This window comes from Gordonia jinhuaensis, from assembly GCF_014639795.1.
Lineage (GTDB): Bacteria > Actinomycetota > Actinomycetes > Mycobacteriales > Mycobacteriaceae > Gordonia_B > Gordonia_B jinhuaensis.
The window spans coordinates 191,720-209,285 of sequence record NZ_BMGC01000002.1 but is presented as its reverse complement, the minus strand read 5'-3'; the positions used below and the strand labels follow the sequence as shown (position 1 = coordinate 209,285).

At 66.5% G+C, this 17,566-nt stretch carries 14 protein-coding genes; 5 read left to right on the top strand and 9 right to left on the bottom strand.

Annotated features, from left to right (window positions below; translation table 11 throughout):
- Nucleotides 1-33: 33 nt before the first annotated feature.
- Nucleotides 34-768, bottom strand: coding sequence for a GntR family transcriptional regulator (locus IEW22_RS02275; RefSeq protein WP_188585036.1), 735 nt, complete (start codon nucleotides 766-768; stop codon nucleotides 34-36).
- A 125-nt stretch (nucleotides 769-893) separates the two neighbouring features.
- Between IEW22_RS02275 and treZ the strand changes: the two genes are divergently transcribed.
- Nucleotides 894-2,627, top strand: coding sequence for a malto-oligosyltrehalose trehalohydrolase (gene treZ / locus IEW22_RS02270; protein ID WP_188584951.1), 1,734 nt, complete (start codon nucleotides 894-896; stop codon nucleotides 2,625-2,627).
- Nucleotides 2,628-2,698: 71 nt separating this feature from the next.
- Nucleotides 2,699-3,751: an LLM class flavin-dependent oxidoreductase gene (locus IEW22_RS02265; RefSeq protein WP_188584950.1), complete on the top strand. Its 1,053-nt coding sequence runs from the start codon at nucleotides 2,699-2,701 to the stop codon at nucleotides 3,749-3,751.
- A gap of 72 nt (nucleotides 3,752-3,823) precedes the next feature.
- Here the strand turns inward: IEW22_RS02265 and ilvA are convergent, their stop codons facing one another.
- A complete protein-coding gene (gene ilvA / locus IEW22_RS02260) occupies nucleotides 3,824-5,104 on the bottom strand; it encodes a threonine ammonia-lyase IlvA (protein ID WP_188585035.1) in 1,281 nt (426 codons plus the stop codon).
- 106 nt (nucleotides 5,105-5,210) lie between these two features.
- Nucleotides 5,211-5,645: a nitroreductase family deazaflavin-dependent oxidoreductase gene (locus tag IEW22_RS02255; RefSeq protein WP_188584949.1), complete on the bottom strand. Its 435-nt coding sequence runs from the start codon at nucleotides 5,643-5,645 to the stop codon at nucleotides 5,211-5,213.
- Nucleotides 5,646-5,761: 116 nt separating this feature from the next.
- Here IEW22_RS02255 and IEW22_RS02250 point away from each other — a divergent pair, with 116 nt between their 5' ends.
- A complete protein-coding gene (locus tag IEW22_RS02250) occupies nucleotides 5,762-5,995 on the top strand; it encodes a hypothetical protein (RefSeq protein ID WP_188584948.1) in 234 nt (77 codons plus the stop codon).
- A gap of 339 nt (nucleotides 5,996-6,334) precedes the next feature.
- Here IEW22_RS02250 and dnaE read toward each other — a convergent pair whose 3' ends face one another.
- Nucleotides 6,335-9,901, bottom strand: a complete 3,567-nt coding sequence (dnaE, locus tag IEW22_RS02245) for a DNA polymerase III subunit alpha (RefSeq protein WP_268235455.1) — start codon at nucleotides 9,899-9,901, stop codon at nucleotides 6,335-6,337.
- Between the two features lie 484 nt (nucleotides 9,902-10,385).
- On the opposite strand from dnaE, the gene IEW22_RS02240 reads away from it, so the two are divergent.
- A complete protein-coding gene (locus IEW22_RS02240) occupies nucleotides 10,386-12,125 on the top strand; it encodes an ABC-F family ATP-binding cassette domain-containing protein (protein WP_188584947.1) in 1,740 nt (579 codons plus the stop codon).
- Here IEW22_RS02240 and IEW22_RS02235 read toward each other — a convergent pair whose 3' ends face one another.
- The 5 genes from IEW22_RS02235 to IEW22_RS02215 all read right to left on the bottom strand — a co-directional run bounded on the left by IEW22_RS02235 (nucleotide 12,126) and on the right by IEW22_RS02215 (nucleotide 16,222).
- Nucleotides 12,126-13,307, bottom strand: a complete 1,182-nt coding sequence (locus IEW22_RS02235) for a serine/threonine-protein kinase (protein ID WP_188584946.1) — start codon at nucleotides 13,305-13,307, stop codon at nucleotides 12,126-12,128. It abuts the gene before it with no gap.
- On the bottom strand, nucleotides 13,304-14,044 hold the full coding sequence (locus tag IEW22_RS02230; protein WP_188584945.1) for a hypothetical protein: 741 nt from the start codon (nucleotides 14,042-14,044) through the stop codon (nucleotides 13,304-13,306). Before IEW22_RS02230 ends, IEW22_RS02235 begins: the two co-directional genes overlap by 4 nt.
- Nucleotides 14,041-14,967, bottom strand: coding sequence for an RluA family pseudouridine synthase (locus IEW22_RS02225; protein WP_188584944.1), 927 nt, complete (start codon nucleotides 14,965-14,967; stop codon nucleotides 14,041-14,043). Before IEW22_RS02225 ends, IEW22_RS02230 begins: the two co-directional genes overlap by 4 nt.
- A complete protein-coding gene (gene lspA, locus IEW22_RS02220; protein WP_229742117.1) occupies nucleotides 14,960-15,613 on the bottom strand; it encodes a signal peptidase II in 654 nt (217 codons plus the stop codon). The genes IEW22_RS02225 and lspA overlap by 8 nt, the downstream gene beginning before the upstream one ends.
- 63 nt (nucleotides 15,614-15,676) lie before the next feature.
- Nucleotides 15,677-16,222, bottom strand: a complete 546-nt coding sequence (locus tag IEW22_RS02215) for a hypothetical protein (protein ID WP_308421348.1) — start codon at nucleotides 16,220-16,222, stop codon at nucleotides 15,677-15,679.
- Nucleotides 16,223-16,571: 349 nt separating this feature from the next.
- On the opposite strand from IEW22_RS02215, the gene IEW22_RS02210 reads away from it, so the two are divergent.
- A complete protein-coding gene (locus IEW22_RS02210) occupies nucleotides 16,572-17,549 on the top strand; it encodes an asparaginase (RefSeq protein ID WP_188584943.1) in 978 nt (325 codons plus the stop codon).
- Nucleotides 17,550-17,566 lie beyond the last annotated feature (17 nt).

Here is a 17,566-nt window from a genome sequence, read left to right as displayed (position 1 = left end):
AGCCAGAATGGGTCGTCCGACCCGAGCTGTCAATCAGCCGGCACGATTGCGCAGCGACATCTGCACGCGGTATCGGTCGCCGCGGTAGTACGACACCGTATGTTCCACGGGCACACCGTCGCTCGACGAGGTGCGGTCGAACGACAGAATCGGATCCTCGATCGCGATACCGAGGACCGAGGCGAGCCCGGCGTCGGCCCTGATCGCCCCCACGGTCTGTTCGGCTTCATCGATCACGCACCCGTATTCCCGCTCGAACAGCTCATAGAGTGATGAGCCCAGATCATGGTGCAACAGCCCGGGAAAGCGTGCGCCGTCAAGCCACGAATCGTCCACCGACATCGGGAGCCCGTTCGCGAGCCGGAGCCGTCGGATGTGAAAGCCTTTGTCGCCCAACGATCGACCCAGCAACTGCGCAGTGTCGGCCGGCAGGGTGTCTTCGGTGGCGGCCAGCACCGCGGTGCTCGGGGTCAATCCGAGTTTGCGCATGTCCTCGTGGAATGAGGCGAGATGCAGTTGCGATCGGACCTCATGCGCCGCAACGAAGGTGCCCTTGCCGTGGACCCGAACGAGCAGCCCGTCGGCGACCAGCTGCCCGATGGCCTCGCGTACGGTGATCCGGCTGACCGCATACTGCTCACACAGCGCGCGCTCGCTGGGCAAGACGTCACCTGGTGAGAGCTGCTCGGTGCAGTACTTCTCCAGCACATGCCTGAGCTGCTCGTGCTTCGGTTCGATACCCTCCACGATCTCGGTATCCGGGAGCATCGGCGTGGGCTTCACGCAGCCAGTGTGCCACAACAGGTACTGACCACCCAGGATGAGTGGTACGAGCGAGGGCGTGCGAGTGCGCGCATCGAGCGCGTCGCGCGGTGGACCCCTACCGTGTAGTGGTGACCACGCACGAGCCCGTCGCAGTCTGGGCGCCCGACGCCGAACGCATACAGCTCATCATCGACGACTCCACCGTCGTCGAGATGACCAAGGACGATGAATGGTTCCGGACGAATCGGCCAGAAGGCGCGCGGCGCTACGGATTTCGTATCGACGCTAGCGACGAAGCCCTCCCCGACCCGCGCTCGCCGCGACAGCCCGACGGCGTACACGAGGCATCGGCGTTCTGGTCGCCGGATGAGTCCGTGTGGACGGACTCGTCCTGGGCGGGTGTGCCGGTGCAGGGCTCGGTGATCTACGAACTGCACATCGGGACCTTCACGCCCGAGGGCACGTTCGACGCCGCCATCGCGCGCCTGGACCACCTGGTGTCCCTGGGTGTCGACCTGGTGGAGATCATGCCCGTCAACGCCTTCAACGGGACACACGGCTGGGGATACGACGGGGTCGACTGGTATGCCGTGCACGAGACCTACGGGGGACCCGACGGACTCATGCGCTTCGTCGACGCCTGCCACGCGCGCGGCCTGGGGGTGGTGCTCGATGTGGTCTACAACCACCTCGGCCCCTCGGGCAACTATTTGCCCCGCTTCGGGCCGTACCTGTCCGACGGCTCGAATTCCTGGGGGCAGACGCCGAATCTGGACGGTGCGCACTCCGACGAGGTCCGTGCCTACATCATCGACAACGCACTGCGCTGGTTCCGCGAGTTCCACATCGACGCGCTGCGGCTCGATGCGGTTCATGCACTGGTCGATCACACCGCGGTGCACATCCTCGAAGAACTCGCGGTCCGCACCGAGGCGCTGTCGCGCGAACTCGGCCGTCCGCTCGGACTCATCGCGGAGAGCGATCTCAACGCGCCGCAGCTGATCACCGGTCGCGAGCGCGGCGGATTCGGCCTCACCGCCCAGTGGAACGACGATGTGCACCACGCCATCCACGTGAACGTGTCCGGTGAGACGCAGGGGTACTACGCCGACTTCCAGGGATTGCAGGCACTGCAGAAGGTCTTGCAGGAGGGCTATTTCCACGCGCTCACCTACTCCTCGTTCCGAGGTCGCAGACATGGGCGGCCGATCGATCGCGAACACACTCCCGCCTCGGCACTGGTGGTCTACACCTGCGATCACGATCAGGTGGGCAACCGTGCACTAGGCGATCGCCCGAGTGCCTACCTCACGCCCGGGCAATTGGCCGTGAAGGCCGCATTGGTGCTGCTGTCGCCGTTCACCGCGATGCTGTTCATGGGTGAGGAGTGGGGCGCATCGACGCCCTTCCAGTTCTTCACCTCCCATCCGGAGGCCGAACTCGGGAAGGCCACCGCCGAGGGCCGCAAGTCGGAGTTCGCCGCACACGGGTGGAACTCCGAGGACATTCCCGACCCGCAGGATCCCGAGACCTTCACCCGGTCCAAACTCGACTGGTCGGAACTGGACGTGAATCCGCACCGCGAGATCCTGGAGTTCTACACGGCATTGATCGAACTGCGTAAGACGACTCCCGAATTCGCCGCCGACACGTTCGATTCCATATCGGTGGACGTCGACCCCGACGCCGGGTGGCTGGTGATGAAGCGGGGCACGATGGCCGTGCTGTGTTCGTTCGGCGACACCGCGACAACTGTTCCGCTCCACATCGCACCGGTGCTCAGCTACGCCCTGATCGCTGACACTCCCGAGGGCACCGCTCTCGGCGGTCACAACGTCGCGGTCGGGCGCATCGTGGCCTAGCAGGGGTCTGGCACCGGCCGTGACAGCCTCGACTCGGAATAGCCCGGTGCTCTCGGCGCGTTGAACTGGGCATGTCTGTGCCTTATTCCGTTCTGGATCTGTCCCCCGTCGTCGCCCCGGCCGAGCACGATCCGACCGACACCGCGCCGGTGACCACGGCATTGCGCAACACGATCGAACTCGCCCAGGCCACCGAGCGGTTGGGGTACACCCGCTTCTGGCTCGCCGAGCACCACTCGATGCCCGGAATCGCCAGTGCGGCCACCTCGGTGATGATCGGGCAGGTCGCAGCGGCGACCTCGACCATCCGCGTCGGGTCGGGCGGAGTCATGCTCCCCAACCACGCCCCGCTGGCCATCGCCGAGCAGTTCGGCACACTCGAAGCACTGTTCGGCCCACGTATCGATCTGGGGATCGGGCGTGCCCCGGGCAGCGACCAGGTCGCCACCCATGCGCTGCGTCGGCTGCGCGGCGGGAACGCGGCCGAGGACTTCCCGCGTGAACTCGCCGAACTGCGTGCGTACTTCACCGGCGGATTCCCCGACGATCATCCGTACGCGGCGATCACCGCCACCCCCGGATACGGTGCCGCGCCGGAGATCTGGTTGCTCGGTTCCTCCACGTACAGCGCACAATTGGCCGCCATTCTCGGGTTGCCGTTCGCCTTTGCGCGCCACTTCGCCCCGCAGGCGACGATGCCGGCGATGGCCGCCTATCGCGACAACTTCCGGCCGAGTGAGTACTTGGATCGTCCGCACGCGATGATCACCGTCACCGTGTTCGCCGGCCCCGACGACGCCACGGCGCAGTACCTGTCCGGCCCACAGCATGTGGCGATGGCCCGTCTGCGCACCGGAAACCCTGGTCGTTATCTTCCGTCGGCCGAGGCGGCCGAGGTGCGGCTGGATCCGCTGGCACTCGGCGCGCTACAGCCGAGTTCGTCGGCCTGGATCATCGGGGGTCCCGACACGGTGCGCGACGGACTGCAGAGCGTGGTCGAGATGACCGGCGCCGACGGGGTGATGATCAGTTCGATGGTCGCCGAGCAGGACGCGCGCCTGGAGTCTCATCGATTGATCGCCGAGGCCATGTCCGACGTCACTGTCGGTAGCGCCGCACGCTGAGACGGTCTGCGTCCCGTCCGCGCGTCACCCGATCGCGGTCGTGCTGCGCACCCCGCTAGCCGGGGTCATCGACTAGATCAAATACCGATATGCCGGTGAACCCGGCTCCAGCCGCTCGCAGTCCAGCCGGGAGTGCGCCATACGGTCGAGCAGCGGGTCAAGGTCGCCCTGGTCGCCGAGTTCGATACCGACCAGCGCCTCACCGGTCTCCCGGTTGTTGCGCTTGACGTATTCGAACAACGTCACATCGTCGTCGGGTCCGAGGACCTCGTCGAGGAAGCGACGCAGCGCACCGGGTTCCTGTGGGAAGGCGACCAGGAAGTAGTGCTTGAGGCCGCGATGCACGAGCGAGCGCTCGATGACCTCACCGTATCGGGACACGTCGTTGTTACCGCCCGAGAGCAGCAACACGACCGTCGAACCGGGCTCGATGTCGAGATCCTCCAGAGCGGCGGTGGCCAGCGCACCCGCCGGCTCGGCGATGATGCCCTCGTTCTGGTAGAGCTCGAGCATCGCCGAACACACCGCACCCTCGTCGGCGTGGGTGATCACCGTGGTTGTGGGTGCAGCCGTGGACACGCGCCCGGATCCGACCTGGGCGCCGAGTCCCGACATCACCCGGTAGCCCAGTCCGCCGATCCGGGCGACGGCCGCACCGTCGACGAAGGGATCGATCTCGTCGAGAGTGACCGGCTCACCCGCCTCGAGCGCGGCGGCCAGGGAGCGCGCCCCGGAGGGCTCCACCCCGACGATGCGCACATCGTCGGAGAGTCCGCGCATGTACACCGACATGCCGGCCAGGCAGCCGCCGCCACCGACGGGTGCCACGAGGAGATCGGGGGAACCCCCGAGTTGGTCGACGATCTCCGCGGCGATGGTTCCCTGTCCGGCGACCGTGCGGGGGTCGTCGAAGGCGTGAATCCACGTGGCGCCGGTCTGGAGAACGTCGGCTTGTGCAGCTGCGGCGGCCGCATCGTAGGTGTCGCCGACCGCGATGAGCTCGACGAAATCGCCTCCGTGCCAACGGATCCGATCACGTTTCTGCTTGGGCGTGCGGGTGGGCACATAGATGCGACCGGAAATCTGCATTGCTCGGCAGGCGTAGGCCACCCCTTGCGCGTGGTTGCCTGCACTCGCGGCGACCACACCTGCGGCACGTTCGGACTCGGTCAGCTGCGCCATCACGTTGTAGGCACCGCGGATCTTGTAGGACCGCACGCGCTGCAGATCCTCGCGCTTGAGGTAGACGTTGGCGCCGGTCTGCGCGGACAGCCGCTCACACAACTGCAGCGGCGTGCGTTCCACGACCTCCGAAATTCGCCCGACGGCATCGCGAATATCGGCAACGGTCAGCTCGGCCGAGAGGTTCTCGGCGGCGGACGCGGTGTCATCGGTGCGGCGGGGATTCGACTGATCTGTGGAAACACTCACCCGTCAAGTCTGCCACCGGGGCAGATGATCAGCTCTTCGGGGTGAGAACGAAGACCGGGATCTCCCGATCGGTCTTCGTCGCATAGTCGGCGTAATCGGGGAAGGCGGCAACCGCGCGGTCCCACCATTCCTGACGCTGCGAACCGGTGACGATGTGGGCGGTGTAGGTCTTCTTGACCGCACCGTCCTGCAGTTCGAGCTCCGGATTCGCGATGAGGTTGTTGTACCAGACCGGGTTCTCCGGTGCCCCGCCCTTGGACGCGACCGCCGCATACTCGCCGTCGTGTTCGACCCGCATGAGCGGCACCTTGCGAATCTTGCCCGACTTCGCGCCCGTCATCGTCAGCACCACGATCGGCATACCCCGCATTTCGTTGCCCTCGGCGCCGTTGGACGATTCGAACTTCTCCACCTGCTCGCGGACCCACTCGGAGGGGCTCGGCTCATACGTCGATTCAGTCATGCCACCAGTCAACCACCACTGAGATGAGGCAACCCTGGGGACAGGTTTCGGTTGCCCGAACTTCTCCGGCCAGCTACCCTGAACCCACAGCGTGAACAACTGGCAGGGGTGTCTCGATGAGCGTTACCACTCACGACTACGGTTCCGGTTCTGCCCGTGCACGCACGCATTCGGTCGAGATAGCCGGAGTGGCCTGGCCGCTCTACAAGCTGCAGGCGCTGATGACATTCCTCGTCGTTGGTCTTGCCGTCGGCGTTGGCACCACCTCGGCGGTCGCGGCCGTGTGGGTGGCCACCATCGCCAGCGTCGCGGTCTGGCTCACCCAGCGCGCCCGTCATCGTCGTCGGTGATCCGCCTCTGACAATGCTGCACTTGTTTACTACTGCCCTCACTCGCAACGCCGTTCGGTGATCGGGTTCGCGATACAGTCCGCTCGTCCGGGTCGTACAGCCCGTGCTGCGCGGCCGAGGAGTATCCGAGCGGGGGCGTGGTACGCCTTCCATGAACATTTCCGTGAGTTCGTGATAGCTCATGCTCAGGGGGAAGGTGGGGGCTCAGGGGGAAGGTGGAGCAAGCCTCGAACTGTCGCCCTGTGAAATAGGTATCCGGGTTTGCGATTCGAGATTGTGCTCGACAGCGCGCCAGCACTCCCACCAGGCATTGACATTCCGTGAGCCGCATCTGAAGCGTCAGCCCAGACAGCTCGGTCCGAGCAGCGCCTTCAGATCCCCCATGAGTGCCGAACTCGGCGTGACCCGCAGCCCGTCGTCGAGGCGCAACAGCGTGGCCTTGTCGCCGCTGATCAGCCGCACGTGGACATCTGACGTGCCGGGATGACGCGACAAGACTTGCTTGAGCGCTGACACACGGTCGCGGGTACACAGGCGCGTCGGCATGGTCAGCGACACCGGCTTCGCGGTGCCGACGGCCGAGAGATCGGGCACCGCAAGATCGTTGGCGCTGATCATCATCGAGTCGTCGCGCATGTTGATGCGCGCCTTGATGAGCACCACCGCGTCGGCGACGATGTCCATTCCGAACGCCTGGAATGCGCGGGGGAAGAAGTAGACTTCCACCCCGCCGACCATGTCCTCGAGGGTGACCACCGCATATGGTTCACCCTTCTTGTTCACCCGGCGGGTGACCGAAGAGATGATGCCGCCGATGGTGATCTGCGCGCCGTCGGAGATGTTGCCCTCGAGCAGCGTGGTGATCGAGGTGTCGGTCTGCGCGGAGATCACGTGTTCCACACCGGCGAGCGGATGCCCGGATACGTAGAGCCCCAACATCTCTCGCTCCAGGGCGAGCTGGTGTTTGGTCTCCCAGTTCTCTTCCGGGATCGGCACCGCGAACACATCCGACCCGCCGTCGGCCGAGCCGCCGTCGTCGCCACCGCCGAAGAGATCGAACTGACCGACCGCCTCGGCCTTCTTCGTCGACAACACCGCATCGATGGCGTCGACGTGGGTGATGAACAGTCCCTTGCGCGGATGGCCGAGCGAGTCGAAACCGCCTGCCTTGATGAGGGATTCGGTGACCTTCTTGTTGCAAGCGGTCACGTCGATCTTCGACAGGTAATCAGAGAAGCTGATGAACTTCCCTCGCTCCTCACGAGCGGCGATGATCGACGAGACCACGTTGTGTCCGACGTTGCGCACCGCGGCGAGGCCGAAACGGATGTCGGTGCCGACGGCGGCGAAGTTGTGCGCCGACTCGTTGACATCCGGCGGCAGCACGGTGATCCCCATCTTGCGGCAGTCCGCGAGATAGATGGCGGCCTTGTCCTTGTCGTCGCCGACCGAGGTGAGCAGGCCGGCCATGTACTCGGCCGGATAATTCGCCTTGAGATAGGCGGTCCAGAACGACACCAGCCCGTATCCGGCGGCGTGCGACTTGTTGAACGCATATCCGGCGAACGGAAGGATGGTGTCCCACAGTGCCTTGATCGCCGCCGAGGAGAACCCGTTGCTCTTCATACCGGCCTCGAAGCCCTCGAACTCGGCGGCGAGGACCTCGGCCTTCTTCTTACCCATCGCGCGCCGGAGGATGTCTGCTCGACCGAGCGAGTATCCGGCGACCTTCTGGGCGATCTGCATGATCTGCTCTTGGTAGACGATCAGACCGTAGGTGTCGGCGAGGATCTCCTTGAGCGGCTCCTCGAGCTCCGGATGGATCGGCTTGACCGCTTGGCGACCGTTCTTGCGGTCGGCGTAATCGTTGTGGGCGTTCATACCCATCGGACCGGGCCGGTAGAGCGCGAGCACGGCGACGATGTCTTCGAAACCGGTGGGCTGCATGCGTTTGAGCAATTCTCGCATCGCCCCACCGTCGAGCTGGAACACGCCGAGTGTGTCACCGCGGGCGAGCAGCTCGTAGGTTTTCGCGTCGTCGAGGGGCGCGGTGTCGAGGTCGAGGTCGATCCCGCGGTTGGCCTTGATGTTGTCGATCGCATCGCCGATGACGGTCAGGTTGCGCAGACCCAGGAAGTCCATCTTCAACAGCCCGATGGCCTCACACGACGGGTAATCCCAGCCGGTGATGATGGCGCCGTCCTGCGCGCGCTTCCACACCGGGATCGCGTCGGTGAGCGGCTCGCACGACATGATGACCGCGCAGGCGTGCACACCGGCGTTGCGGATCAGTCCCTCCAGACCGCGCGCGGTGTCGTAGATCCGCTTGACGTCGGGATCGGTCTCGATAAGGGTGCGCACCTCGGCGGCCTCGCCGTACCGCTCGTGCTCGGGGTTCATGATCCCCGAGAGCGGGATGTCCTTGGCCATGATGGGCGGCGGCAGGGCCTTGGTGATCTTGTCGGCGATCGCGTAACCGGGCTGGCCGAACTGGACGCGCGCGGAGTCCTTGATCGCGGCCTTCGTCTTGATGGTGCCGAAGGTGATGACCTGGGCGACCTTGTCGACACCCCAGCGTTCACTGGCATATCGCACCATCTCACCACGTCGGCGATCGTCGAAGTCGATGTCGATATCGGGCATCGACACACGCTCGGGGTTGAGGAATCGCTCGAACAGCAGCCCGTGCGGGATCGGGTCGATGTTGGTGATGCCCAGCGCCCATGCGACCAGCGAGCCGGCCGCCGACCCGCGGCCTGGACCCACCCGGATCCCCACCTCGAGAGCGTGCCGGATGAGATCGCCGACCACCAGGAAGTAGGCGGGGAACCCCATCTGAATGATCACGCCGAGCTCGTAGTCGGCGCGCTTGCGGTAATCGTCGGGTACCGGGCCGTCGGGGAACCGGCGGGTCAGTCCGCTGTCGACCTCACGACGCAGCCACGAATCCTGCGTCTCGCCGTCTGGAACCGGGAAGATCGGCATCCGGTCGCGGTGGGTGAACACGTCGTCGTAGGGCTGGACCCGCTCGGCGATCTCGAGAGTGGAATCACAGGCGCCGGGAACCTCCCGATCCCACAGCTCGCGCATCTCCTCGGCGGACTTGAGGAAGTACCCGTTGCCGTCGAATTTGAAGCGGGTGGGATCCGAGAGCGTCTTGCCGGTCTGGATACACAGCAGCGCCTCGTGATTGGAGGAGTCGCCCTGAGCCACGTAGTGGCAGTCGTTGGTGGCCAGCGGTTTGATGCCGAGTTTGCGCCCGATCTCCAGCAGTCCGTCACGCACGCGGGATTCGATCTCGATCCCGTGTTCCATGAGCTCGAGATAGAAGTTGTCTTTGCCGAAGATGTCCTGCCACTTCGCGGCGGCCTCGAGTGCCTCACGGTCATGACCGAGCCGCAGTCGCGTCTGCACCTCGCCGGAGGGGCAGCCGGTGGTGGCGATGATGCCCTCGGCATGGGCGGCGATGATCTCGGCGTCCATACGCGCCCACTTGCCGAGCTGCCCTTCGATGGAGGCCAGCGAGGACAACCGGAACAGGTTGCGCAGGCCGGTCGCGTTCTCGGCGACCATCGTCATGTGGGTGTAGGAACCCGAGCCGGAGACGTCGTCGGACTTCTGGTCGCGGGTACCCCAGGTGATGCGCTTGGTCTCGAACCGCGATGCGGGGGCGATGTAGGCCTCGATGCCGATGATCGGCTTGATCTCGTTCTTCTTGGCGACGTTGTAGAACTCGCTGGCACCGAACATGTTGCCGTGGTCGGTCATACCGATGGCCGGCATACCCAGCCGCTTGGCCTCGGCGAACAACGGGGCCACCTTAGCCGCACCGTCGAGCATCGAGTACTCGGTGTGGTTGTGCAGATGCACGAACGACCCGGTGGAGCTCGACCGACCATCAGACACCGCGTCCACCCCTATCCTGCCGGGTCCGAGCCCCCGACCAGTTCACGACCACTATCCCGAGACCGGCGTCGGCCCTCGACCGGAACCGCGCGTACATCGGAGCACTCAGTCTAGATCGACCCTCGGACAGCCCTTCGCAGCAAACGCCGCCGGCGGTCGATCACTTGCTTCACAACATCCACAACCGACACGTGGGTCCCGTTAGTCCCTGCCGTCGTGAGTCGATCACCGGAGAACTCGGTGGTGATCTGTCACCAGCGGAGCTACTGTCGTCGTGTGTGGAGTTGATCGAGACGGGCCGGGCCCCGTGACGACAGGCAGCGTCACAACAGGCAGCGCCGACCGACAGCGACAACCGACTCGCGCGTGAGTTCACCGCGCGGTCGCGAGCGGTCGGATCCTCCGTCTCATCGCCGACGATCCAGCACAGCAACTCACGTCCCGCCCGAACAGATCGACCGGGGCGACTCGGGAGAACTCGACCATGCCCTCGCATTCACCGCCCTCGCATCCACCGCCCTCGCATTCACCCCCCTCGCATTCACCGCAGACATCCTCGACGTCGGGGGTCCCACATCAGTCCACCCCAGCCGCCGCCACCAGTACCTCGAAACCTGTTGTCACCCTGTCGGATCTGAGCTTCGAGTGGCCAGACGGCACTGTGGCCCTCGACCGGCTCGACGGAACCTTCACCGCAGCCAGGTCAGGACTCGTCGGCGGTAACGGTGCCGGCAAGTCGACACTGCTGCGGCTGATCGCCGGCGAACTGGCACCCACCACCGGCCATCTCGACACGGTCGGCGAGGTGGGGTACCTGCCTCAGACACTCATCCGTGACCACCACACCACCGTTGCCGGGCTGTTGGGCGTCGACGCGATTCTCGACGCACTGACTGCCATCGAGTCCGGCGACCCTGACCCGACCCATTTCGAGACCGTCGGCGACGACTGGGACATGCGCGCCCGCGCTGTCGCAGCCTTGGGTCGGATCGGTCTGGACCACATCGGGCTCGATCGATGCGTCGACGAGATCTCCGGCGGCGAGGCCGTTCTCATCGCGGTCACCGGACTGCAGCTGCGGGCAACTCCGATCACACTGCTCGACGAGCCGACCAACAACCTCGACCGCGACACGCGCGCGACCCTCGTGGACCTCGTCGATGAGTGGCCGGGCGCGTTGATCGTCGTCAGCCACGACCTCGCCCTGCTCGAACACATGGACGCCACCGCCGAGCTGTACGACGGCGGACTCACGGTGTTCGGCGGCTCCTACAGCGCCTGGAGATCGAGTCTCGACGTGGAACAGGCGGCCGCCGAGCAGGCCGCCCGATCAGCACAACAGATCCTCAAGGTCGAGAAGCGTCAGCGGATCGAGGCCGAGACGACGCTCGCCCGACGCAAGCAGAAGGGAAAGAAGACACAACGTGACGGGGGCATCCCGAAGATCCTTGCCGGCAGGCGCGCAGCGTCTGCGCAGGTGTCTGCCGGCGCCATGCGTTCCACGCACGAACGTCGGATCATCGCCGCGCAGAAGGCCGTTGACGTCGCCGGCGCACGAGTACGCGACGACGAGCACATCCACCTCGAGCTGCCCGACCCGGATGTGCCACGGGGACGTCGACTGGCTGAACTCACCGACGCCGATCACACCGTGGTGATAGCCGGACCCGAACGAGTGGCACTCGTCGGCGCCAACGGCAGCGGGAAATCGGCGCTCCTCGAACAACTCATCCATGGGAAGGGCACCGACGAGACCAGGCCCACAGGGCGCCTGCTCACCGACCGGGTGGGCTATCTGCCGCAGCGCCTCGACATTCTCGACGACACCGCCTCGGCGATCGACAACGTCGCCGGCGCGGCTCCGGACAGCTCGCGCGCCACGATCCGCAATCAGCTCGCGCGGCTCCTGTTACGGGGCGACATGGTCGAGCGACCCGTCGCGACGCTCTCCGGCGGCGAACGCTTTCGGGTGAGCATCGCGCGACTTCTGCTCGCCGATCCGCCGCCGAAGCTGCTGATCCTCGACGAGCCGACGAACAACCTCGACATCACCAGCGTCGATCAACTCGCCGAAGCGCTCGACGCCTACCGCGGCGCACTCCTGGTGGTCAGCCACGACCACGCATTTCTGAACCGGATCGGTCCGGCGACGGTGATCGAACTCGGCACCGACGCACGACTGCATCAGCTGTCCGGTGTGCCGGGGTCTGACCACGCCCGGTAGTCACCCCAGGGCGAGAACCACTGCGACGATGACGATGCAGATCGCCAGGGTGGCGAAGAAGACCGCTCGCCACACCCGTGCCGAGCCGAGCCGATGAGGGGGTGCGGCCGCACCGGTCACCGGTGACGGCGCCGAAGCGAACTGCCTGGGTTGGGCGGGGCCGGGTATGGCTGTGTGCGAAGCTACGCCGTCGCGGGTGTGTGGCCGTGCCGGCGGGATCACCTGCCTGTACTCGCCGGCATCGAGACCGGGCTGTGACGGCACCGCCGCCGACCGGTAGGGCTGTCCGAGGGCCCGTGCGAGTGCCGCGGCGAACTGGCTGCAATCGACGTACCGCTGCGCGGGGTCTTTGGCCAGTCCTCGTGCCAGCACCTCGTCGACACGTGCGATGTCGGCGCTCTGCGCGAGCGCCGGCGATCCGCCGATCGCTGCCACCGAGGACACCTCGTCGGCCAGATGTGCCATGAGCATCGCCGCGACTGTCTCACGCCGAAACGGCGGGGCACCGGCGAGCATGTGAAAAGCTGTGGCGGCCAACGAGTACTGGTCGGCGCGCCCGTCGCTGGGATCGCCGCGCAGACGTTCGGGTGCGGCGTAGGCGAGGCTGACGAACATGGTGTTGGAGGTACTCATCGTCACCGGATCGTCCATCAGGCGCGCGACCCCGAAGTCGGTGAGCAGTACGCGGTCGTCCTCGGACGAGATGAGGATGTTGGCCGGCTTGACGTCACGATGCAGCATTCCCTGCCGGTGGGCGTGGTCGAGTGCGGAGGCGACCGCCGTGATCACCGTCGCGACGTGACGTGGATCCAGGCCGGTCCCGCCGGCGGCGCCGATCTCGGCGGCAGCGTCGGTACCGGGTACGTACTGCATCGCGATCCACAGGGGTGCGGAGGCGTCTGCGGGGCTGCCGGGCGAGGTCCCATCGACAGACGTCCCGTCAACAGAAGCATCGAGCACACGCACGATGTGTGGATGCGACAGTGCCGCCGCCAGCCGCGCCTCGCGGCCGAATCGCGCACGCGCCGAGGCGGATGCGCCCGCCTGGGTGTCGAGTACTTTCAGCGCGACGTAGCGCGGCAGTGCCCGATGCCGCGCCAGATAAACCGTTCCCATCCCGCCACTGCCGATCACCGACTCAATCTGGTAGCCCGAGATCGACTGCGGCGCTGACTCGTTCATGACGGATACCGTTCTGTGGAACTCGATGGCACCGCACCGGTGTCGGGTTCGGTGCCGTAACCGCCAGCATATCCCGGGATCGGAACCCGCACGGCGAAGGTCGAATTGGCGTCGGGGGGCATCGCCTCCACGGAGAACACGTCGGGTTGCCCGGCGAGCGCGACGAAGGCATCCGGGACACCGCGCACCACCACACCGATGACACATGCACATCCCGAGGTGAGGTGGGCTGCGCTGAACGCAGCGACATCGACGGCACGGCGCTGGGACGCATCCAGCCCCTGCGCGCGGCCGAGGATCCGGTCGGCCGCACGGATCCGGGCCGTGACGAGGCCGCCCTCCCCTGTCGCCGACGGCTGGACCTCGGTGGGTGTGCGGACGTCGGTCAGCGGCACATGCAGCGCGACCTGCCGGAGCACGAGCGCATGCCGACCGCTTCCGGTCGAAGCCACCACCGACAGGGTCTGGCGATCACTGAGATGGCGATCGAAGGCGACCAGCGCCCAGCGCGGCCGGTCGTCGCCACGGTCGAGTGCGTCGAGCTGCGCACGGGTCCGCTGGGCATAGTGCGCCGACGGCTCCCCATCGAAAGGTCCCGCGACATCGGAGGTGACCGGTACCCGCGTCGCGGGATTCGCCACACCCAGCGCGTAGATCCCGGCGCAGAGCAGGGCGATCACCGCCACCACGGCGACCGCGGCAACCGATGCGCGCGCCGCGGACCTGTCGATCCTCACTGGGCGCGCAGGATGTCCAGAGCTCGCTGCAGGTCGTCGGGATAGGGGCTCGTGAACTCGACGTGGCGTCCGTCGGCCGGATGAGCGAATCCCAGCGACCGAGCGTGCAGCCACTGCCGCTGCAGACCCAGCCGGTCGGCGAGTACAGGGTCGGCACCGTAGGTGAGGTCACCGCAGCACGGATGATGCAGTGCGGAGAAGTGGACCCGGATCTGGTGGGTACGACCGGTTTCCAGATGGACATCCAGCAGACTGCCCGAGGCGAACATCTCGACCGTGTCGTAGTGGGTCACGCTGGGTTTGCCCGACGAGGTGACCGCGAACTTCCAGTCGTTGCCCGGACTGCGTCCGATCGGTGCGTCGATCGTGCCGAGCGGCGGATCCAGGTGTCCCTGCACCAGTGCGTGGTAGCGCTTGTCGACCGTGCGGTACTTGAACGCCCGTTTCAGCAGGGTGTAGGCACGTTCGGATGCGGCCACCACCATGACGCCGGAGGTCCCCACGTCGAGGCGTTGCACGATGCCCTTGCGTTCGGGTGGGCCGGAGGTGGAGATGCGAAATCCTGCGGCCGCCAGTCCGCCGATGACCGTCGGGCCGGTCCACCCCTGCGAGGGATGTGCGGCGACGCCGGCCGGCTTGTCGACGACGATGATGTCGGCGTCGCTGTAGATCACGTCCATACCCTCGACGGGCTGAGCCTCGATCTCGAGCGGACGAGCCGGCTCGGGCAGGATCACCTCCAGCCAGCTGCCTGCGGTGAGGCGTTCGGATTTACCCACCGCCACCCCGTCGAGCGTGACGTCACCACTCTCGGCGAGCGTGGCGACGATCGTGCGCGACAGGCCGAGGATGCGCGACACGCCTGCATCCACGCGCAGGCCGTCCACGCCGTCGGGGACGGGCATCGCACGGCTCTCACGCATCCGGCGAATCCTTGCCGGAGGTGCCCTGCGCGCCCCGTGCGTCGGGGGCATCCTCGCCGGGGTCGTGCTCACCGGGGCCGCCGTCGCCGGGGTCGTGCTCGCCGGGGCCACCATGACTGCGACCGTCGATGTCCACACCGAACAGTGTGAGGATCACCATCAGGATCGCGCCGCACACCACGGCCGAGTCGGCGACGTTGAACACCGGCCACCAGCCGACCGAGATGAAGTCCACGACGTGTCCGCGCAAGGGTCCGGGCGAACGGAAGAGCCGATCGACGAGATTGCCCATCGCACCGCCGAGCACCAGACCCAGGCCCAGCGCCCACCACCCCGACCGCAGACGTTTGCTGAAGCGGACGATGCCGATGACCACGGCCACCGCCACCAGCGTCAGGATCCAGGTGTATCCCGTGGCCATGGAGAAGGCCGCGCCGCTGTTGCGGATCAGAGTGAAGGTGACCGTGTCGCCGATGATCGACACCGGGTGCATCGGATCGATGGTGGCCACGACGATCGTCTTGGTGACGATGTCGGCGACCAGGATGATCAGTGCGACGACGAGCAATGCGACGACGGGGCGGACCCGGCGGCGCGCGTGCGCGCCTTCGCCGGAACCCTCACCCGCGTCGTCGTGGACTCCCACATCGTTGCCCGATCCCGACACCGTCGACCGTTCACTCACCTGACCATCATCCCAGACGGGTTATCAGCTGCTCGCCGGGCACATGGCGCTGTTGATGTTGTTGGCCTGCAGCAGCGGGCAGATGGTGTTCTTGGACAGCTTCCATCGGCCGTCGGTGAAGACGATCGATGCGTCGACGTTCTGCACCGGGTTGTTGGGCAGCTGGACGCGCACCTTGGCCGTGGCCTGGTTGGCGCCCGAGGACACCACCGGCGGGATGATCTTGTAGGTCACACCCGGGTTGTCCTGCTTGGCCTGCACCAGCTTGTCGAACAGCTGCGGATCGGCCTCGGACCCCTCGACGAGCTGGGTCTTGTCCGTCGCGGGCACGTTGGGATCGATGGCCTTCTGCAGCATCGCGTCCAGTGTCGCGGCGGTCGGCGGCGTGGACGAGTCAGTGACACCGGCCTCGTCGCCGGCGGCGGCCGTCCCCGTGGCCGCAGCCGAGGTCGTCGCGGACGTGGTGGTCGTGTCACTGCTGCTGTCACTGTTGTCGTCGCTGCCACATGCGGCGACCGACAGGAATGCGGCAACGGCCATACCAGCGACGGCCAACTTGGCTACCTTCACGAATCCGTCCTCTTCTTTCGGGCCCCGGGGCAGCCGGGGCCGGTGGTTATCGGTACTTCTCACGGTGGGTCCTGTGTTCGCCGGTCGACCCGGGTGTCGCCCGGCCCAGACCGGTCGCCCATGGTCGAGCGCACCGACCCATCAGGGTCATGACACCCGCACTCGCCGGGTGCCGGAACCACACCACTATGCCAGCCGCATCGTCACCGACCCGGTGACAGACACACGCGACGACAACCTTAGCGGTGCTGTGAGGGCGCAGACCGAAGGAAGCCGAAGGAATCGGGCACCTGTGTGTCACCGGCGCCTGTGTTGACCCGGCTGCCCTGCCACCAGCACGCTATCGGCCATGAACAGCGGACAGATCGTCGTCGTGAGCACCGGCGGCACCATCGCGAGCACGTCCGAGGCCGGCGGCGCGGTCCCGACCCGCAGCGGAGCGCAACTCGTCGAGGCCGCCCACGACCACACCACGCACATCGACCGCATCCGCACCCACGAGGTCTATGCGGTCGACAGCTCGGCGGTGACCGTGGCGCAGCTCGACCTGTTGCGCCGCGAGATCACGGCGATTCTGCGCGACGATCCCGACATCGACGGAATCGTAGTAACCCACGGGACCGACACTCTCGAGGAGAGCGCGATGCTGCTCGACCTGGTCCACGACGACCCGCGGCCGGTGATCCTCACCGGGGCTCAACGCACCTTTGACCATCCCGACGCCGACGGGCCGTCGAATCTGTCCGCCGCACTCGAGGCGGTGTCGGATCCGGCCAACCGCGGGCGCGGCGTTCTCGTCGCATTCGGCGACCGGCTACTGCCTGCGCGCGGGATCGGCAAGGTCTCGACCACCGACGCGGACGCATTCGGATCGGTGAACCCCCATCTGCGCCGACCGCTACCACGGCGCGACGCGGCCGAGTTGGCATCGGCCGGGGCCGACATCGTCTCGCTCTATCCGGCGATCGACGCCGGTCTGCTCACCGCCGTCGCCGAACGCGGGCGCGACAGGTTCGGCTCGCGCTACGGAATGGTGCTGGCCGGCACCGGCTCGGGCAACTCCCATGCGCGGGTGACCGACGTGGTGCGGGAGCTGACCGCGGGCTCGGTGCCGGTGGTGGTGTCCACGCGGCTGCCGTTCGGGGAAGTCGAGGCGGTGTACGGCGGTGGCGGCGGCGCAGTGGATCTCGTTGCCGCCGGAGCGATCCTGTCGCCGTGGCTGCGTCCCCCGCAACTACGCATCCTGCTGATGGATCTGCTGTCGCGAGGCGCCGATGTGGCGGAGATCGCCGAGTTCATCGAGAGCGCCTCGCAGACCACCGACTGAGTGATTCGATGGACGGG

What these genes read in the sequence shown, in the direction of transcription:
- IEW22_RS02235 (WP_188584946.1), bottom strand. Translation starts at nt 13,307, where the DNA reads ATGAACGAGTCAGCGCCGCAGTCGATCTCGGGCTACCAGATTGAGTCG.
- IEW22_RS02240 (WP_188584947.1), top strand. Translation starts at nt 10,386, where the DNA reads ATGCCCTCGCATTCACCGCCCTCGCATCCACCGCCCTCGCATTCACCC.
- IEW22_RS02275 (WP_188585036.1), bottom strand. Translation starts at nt 768, where the DNA reads ATGCTCCCGGATACCGAGATCGTGGAGGGTATCGAACCGAAGCACGAG.
- IEW22_RS02250 (WP_188584948.1), top strand. Translation starts at nt 5,762, where the DNA reads ATGAGCGTTACCACTCACGACTACGGTTCCGGTTCTGCCCGTGCACGC.
- IEW22_RS02255 (WP_188584949.1), bottom strand. Translation starts at nt 5,645, where the DNA reads ATGACTGAATCGACGTATGAGCCGAGCCCCTCCGAGTGGGTCCGCGAG.
- IEW22_RS02225 (WP_188584944.1), bottom strand. Translation starts at nt 14,967, where the DNA reads ATGCGTGAGAGCCGTGCGATGCCCGTCCCCGACGGCGTGGACGGCCTG.
- IEW22_RS02265 (WP_188584950.1), top strand. Translation starts at nt 2,699, where the DNA reads ATGTCTGTGCCTTATTCCGTTCTGGATCTGTCCCCCGTCGTCGCCCCG.
- IEW22_RS02210 (WP_188584943.1), top strand. Translation starts at nt 16,572, where the DNA reads ATGAACAGCGGACAGATCGTCGTCGTGAGCACCGGCGGCACCATCGCG.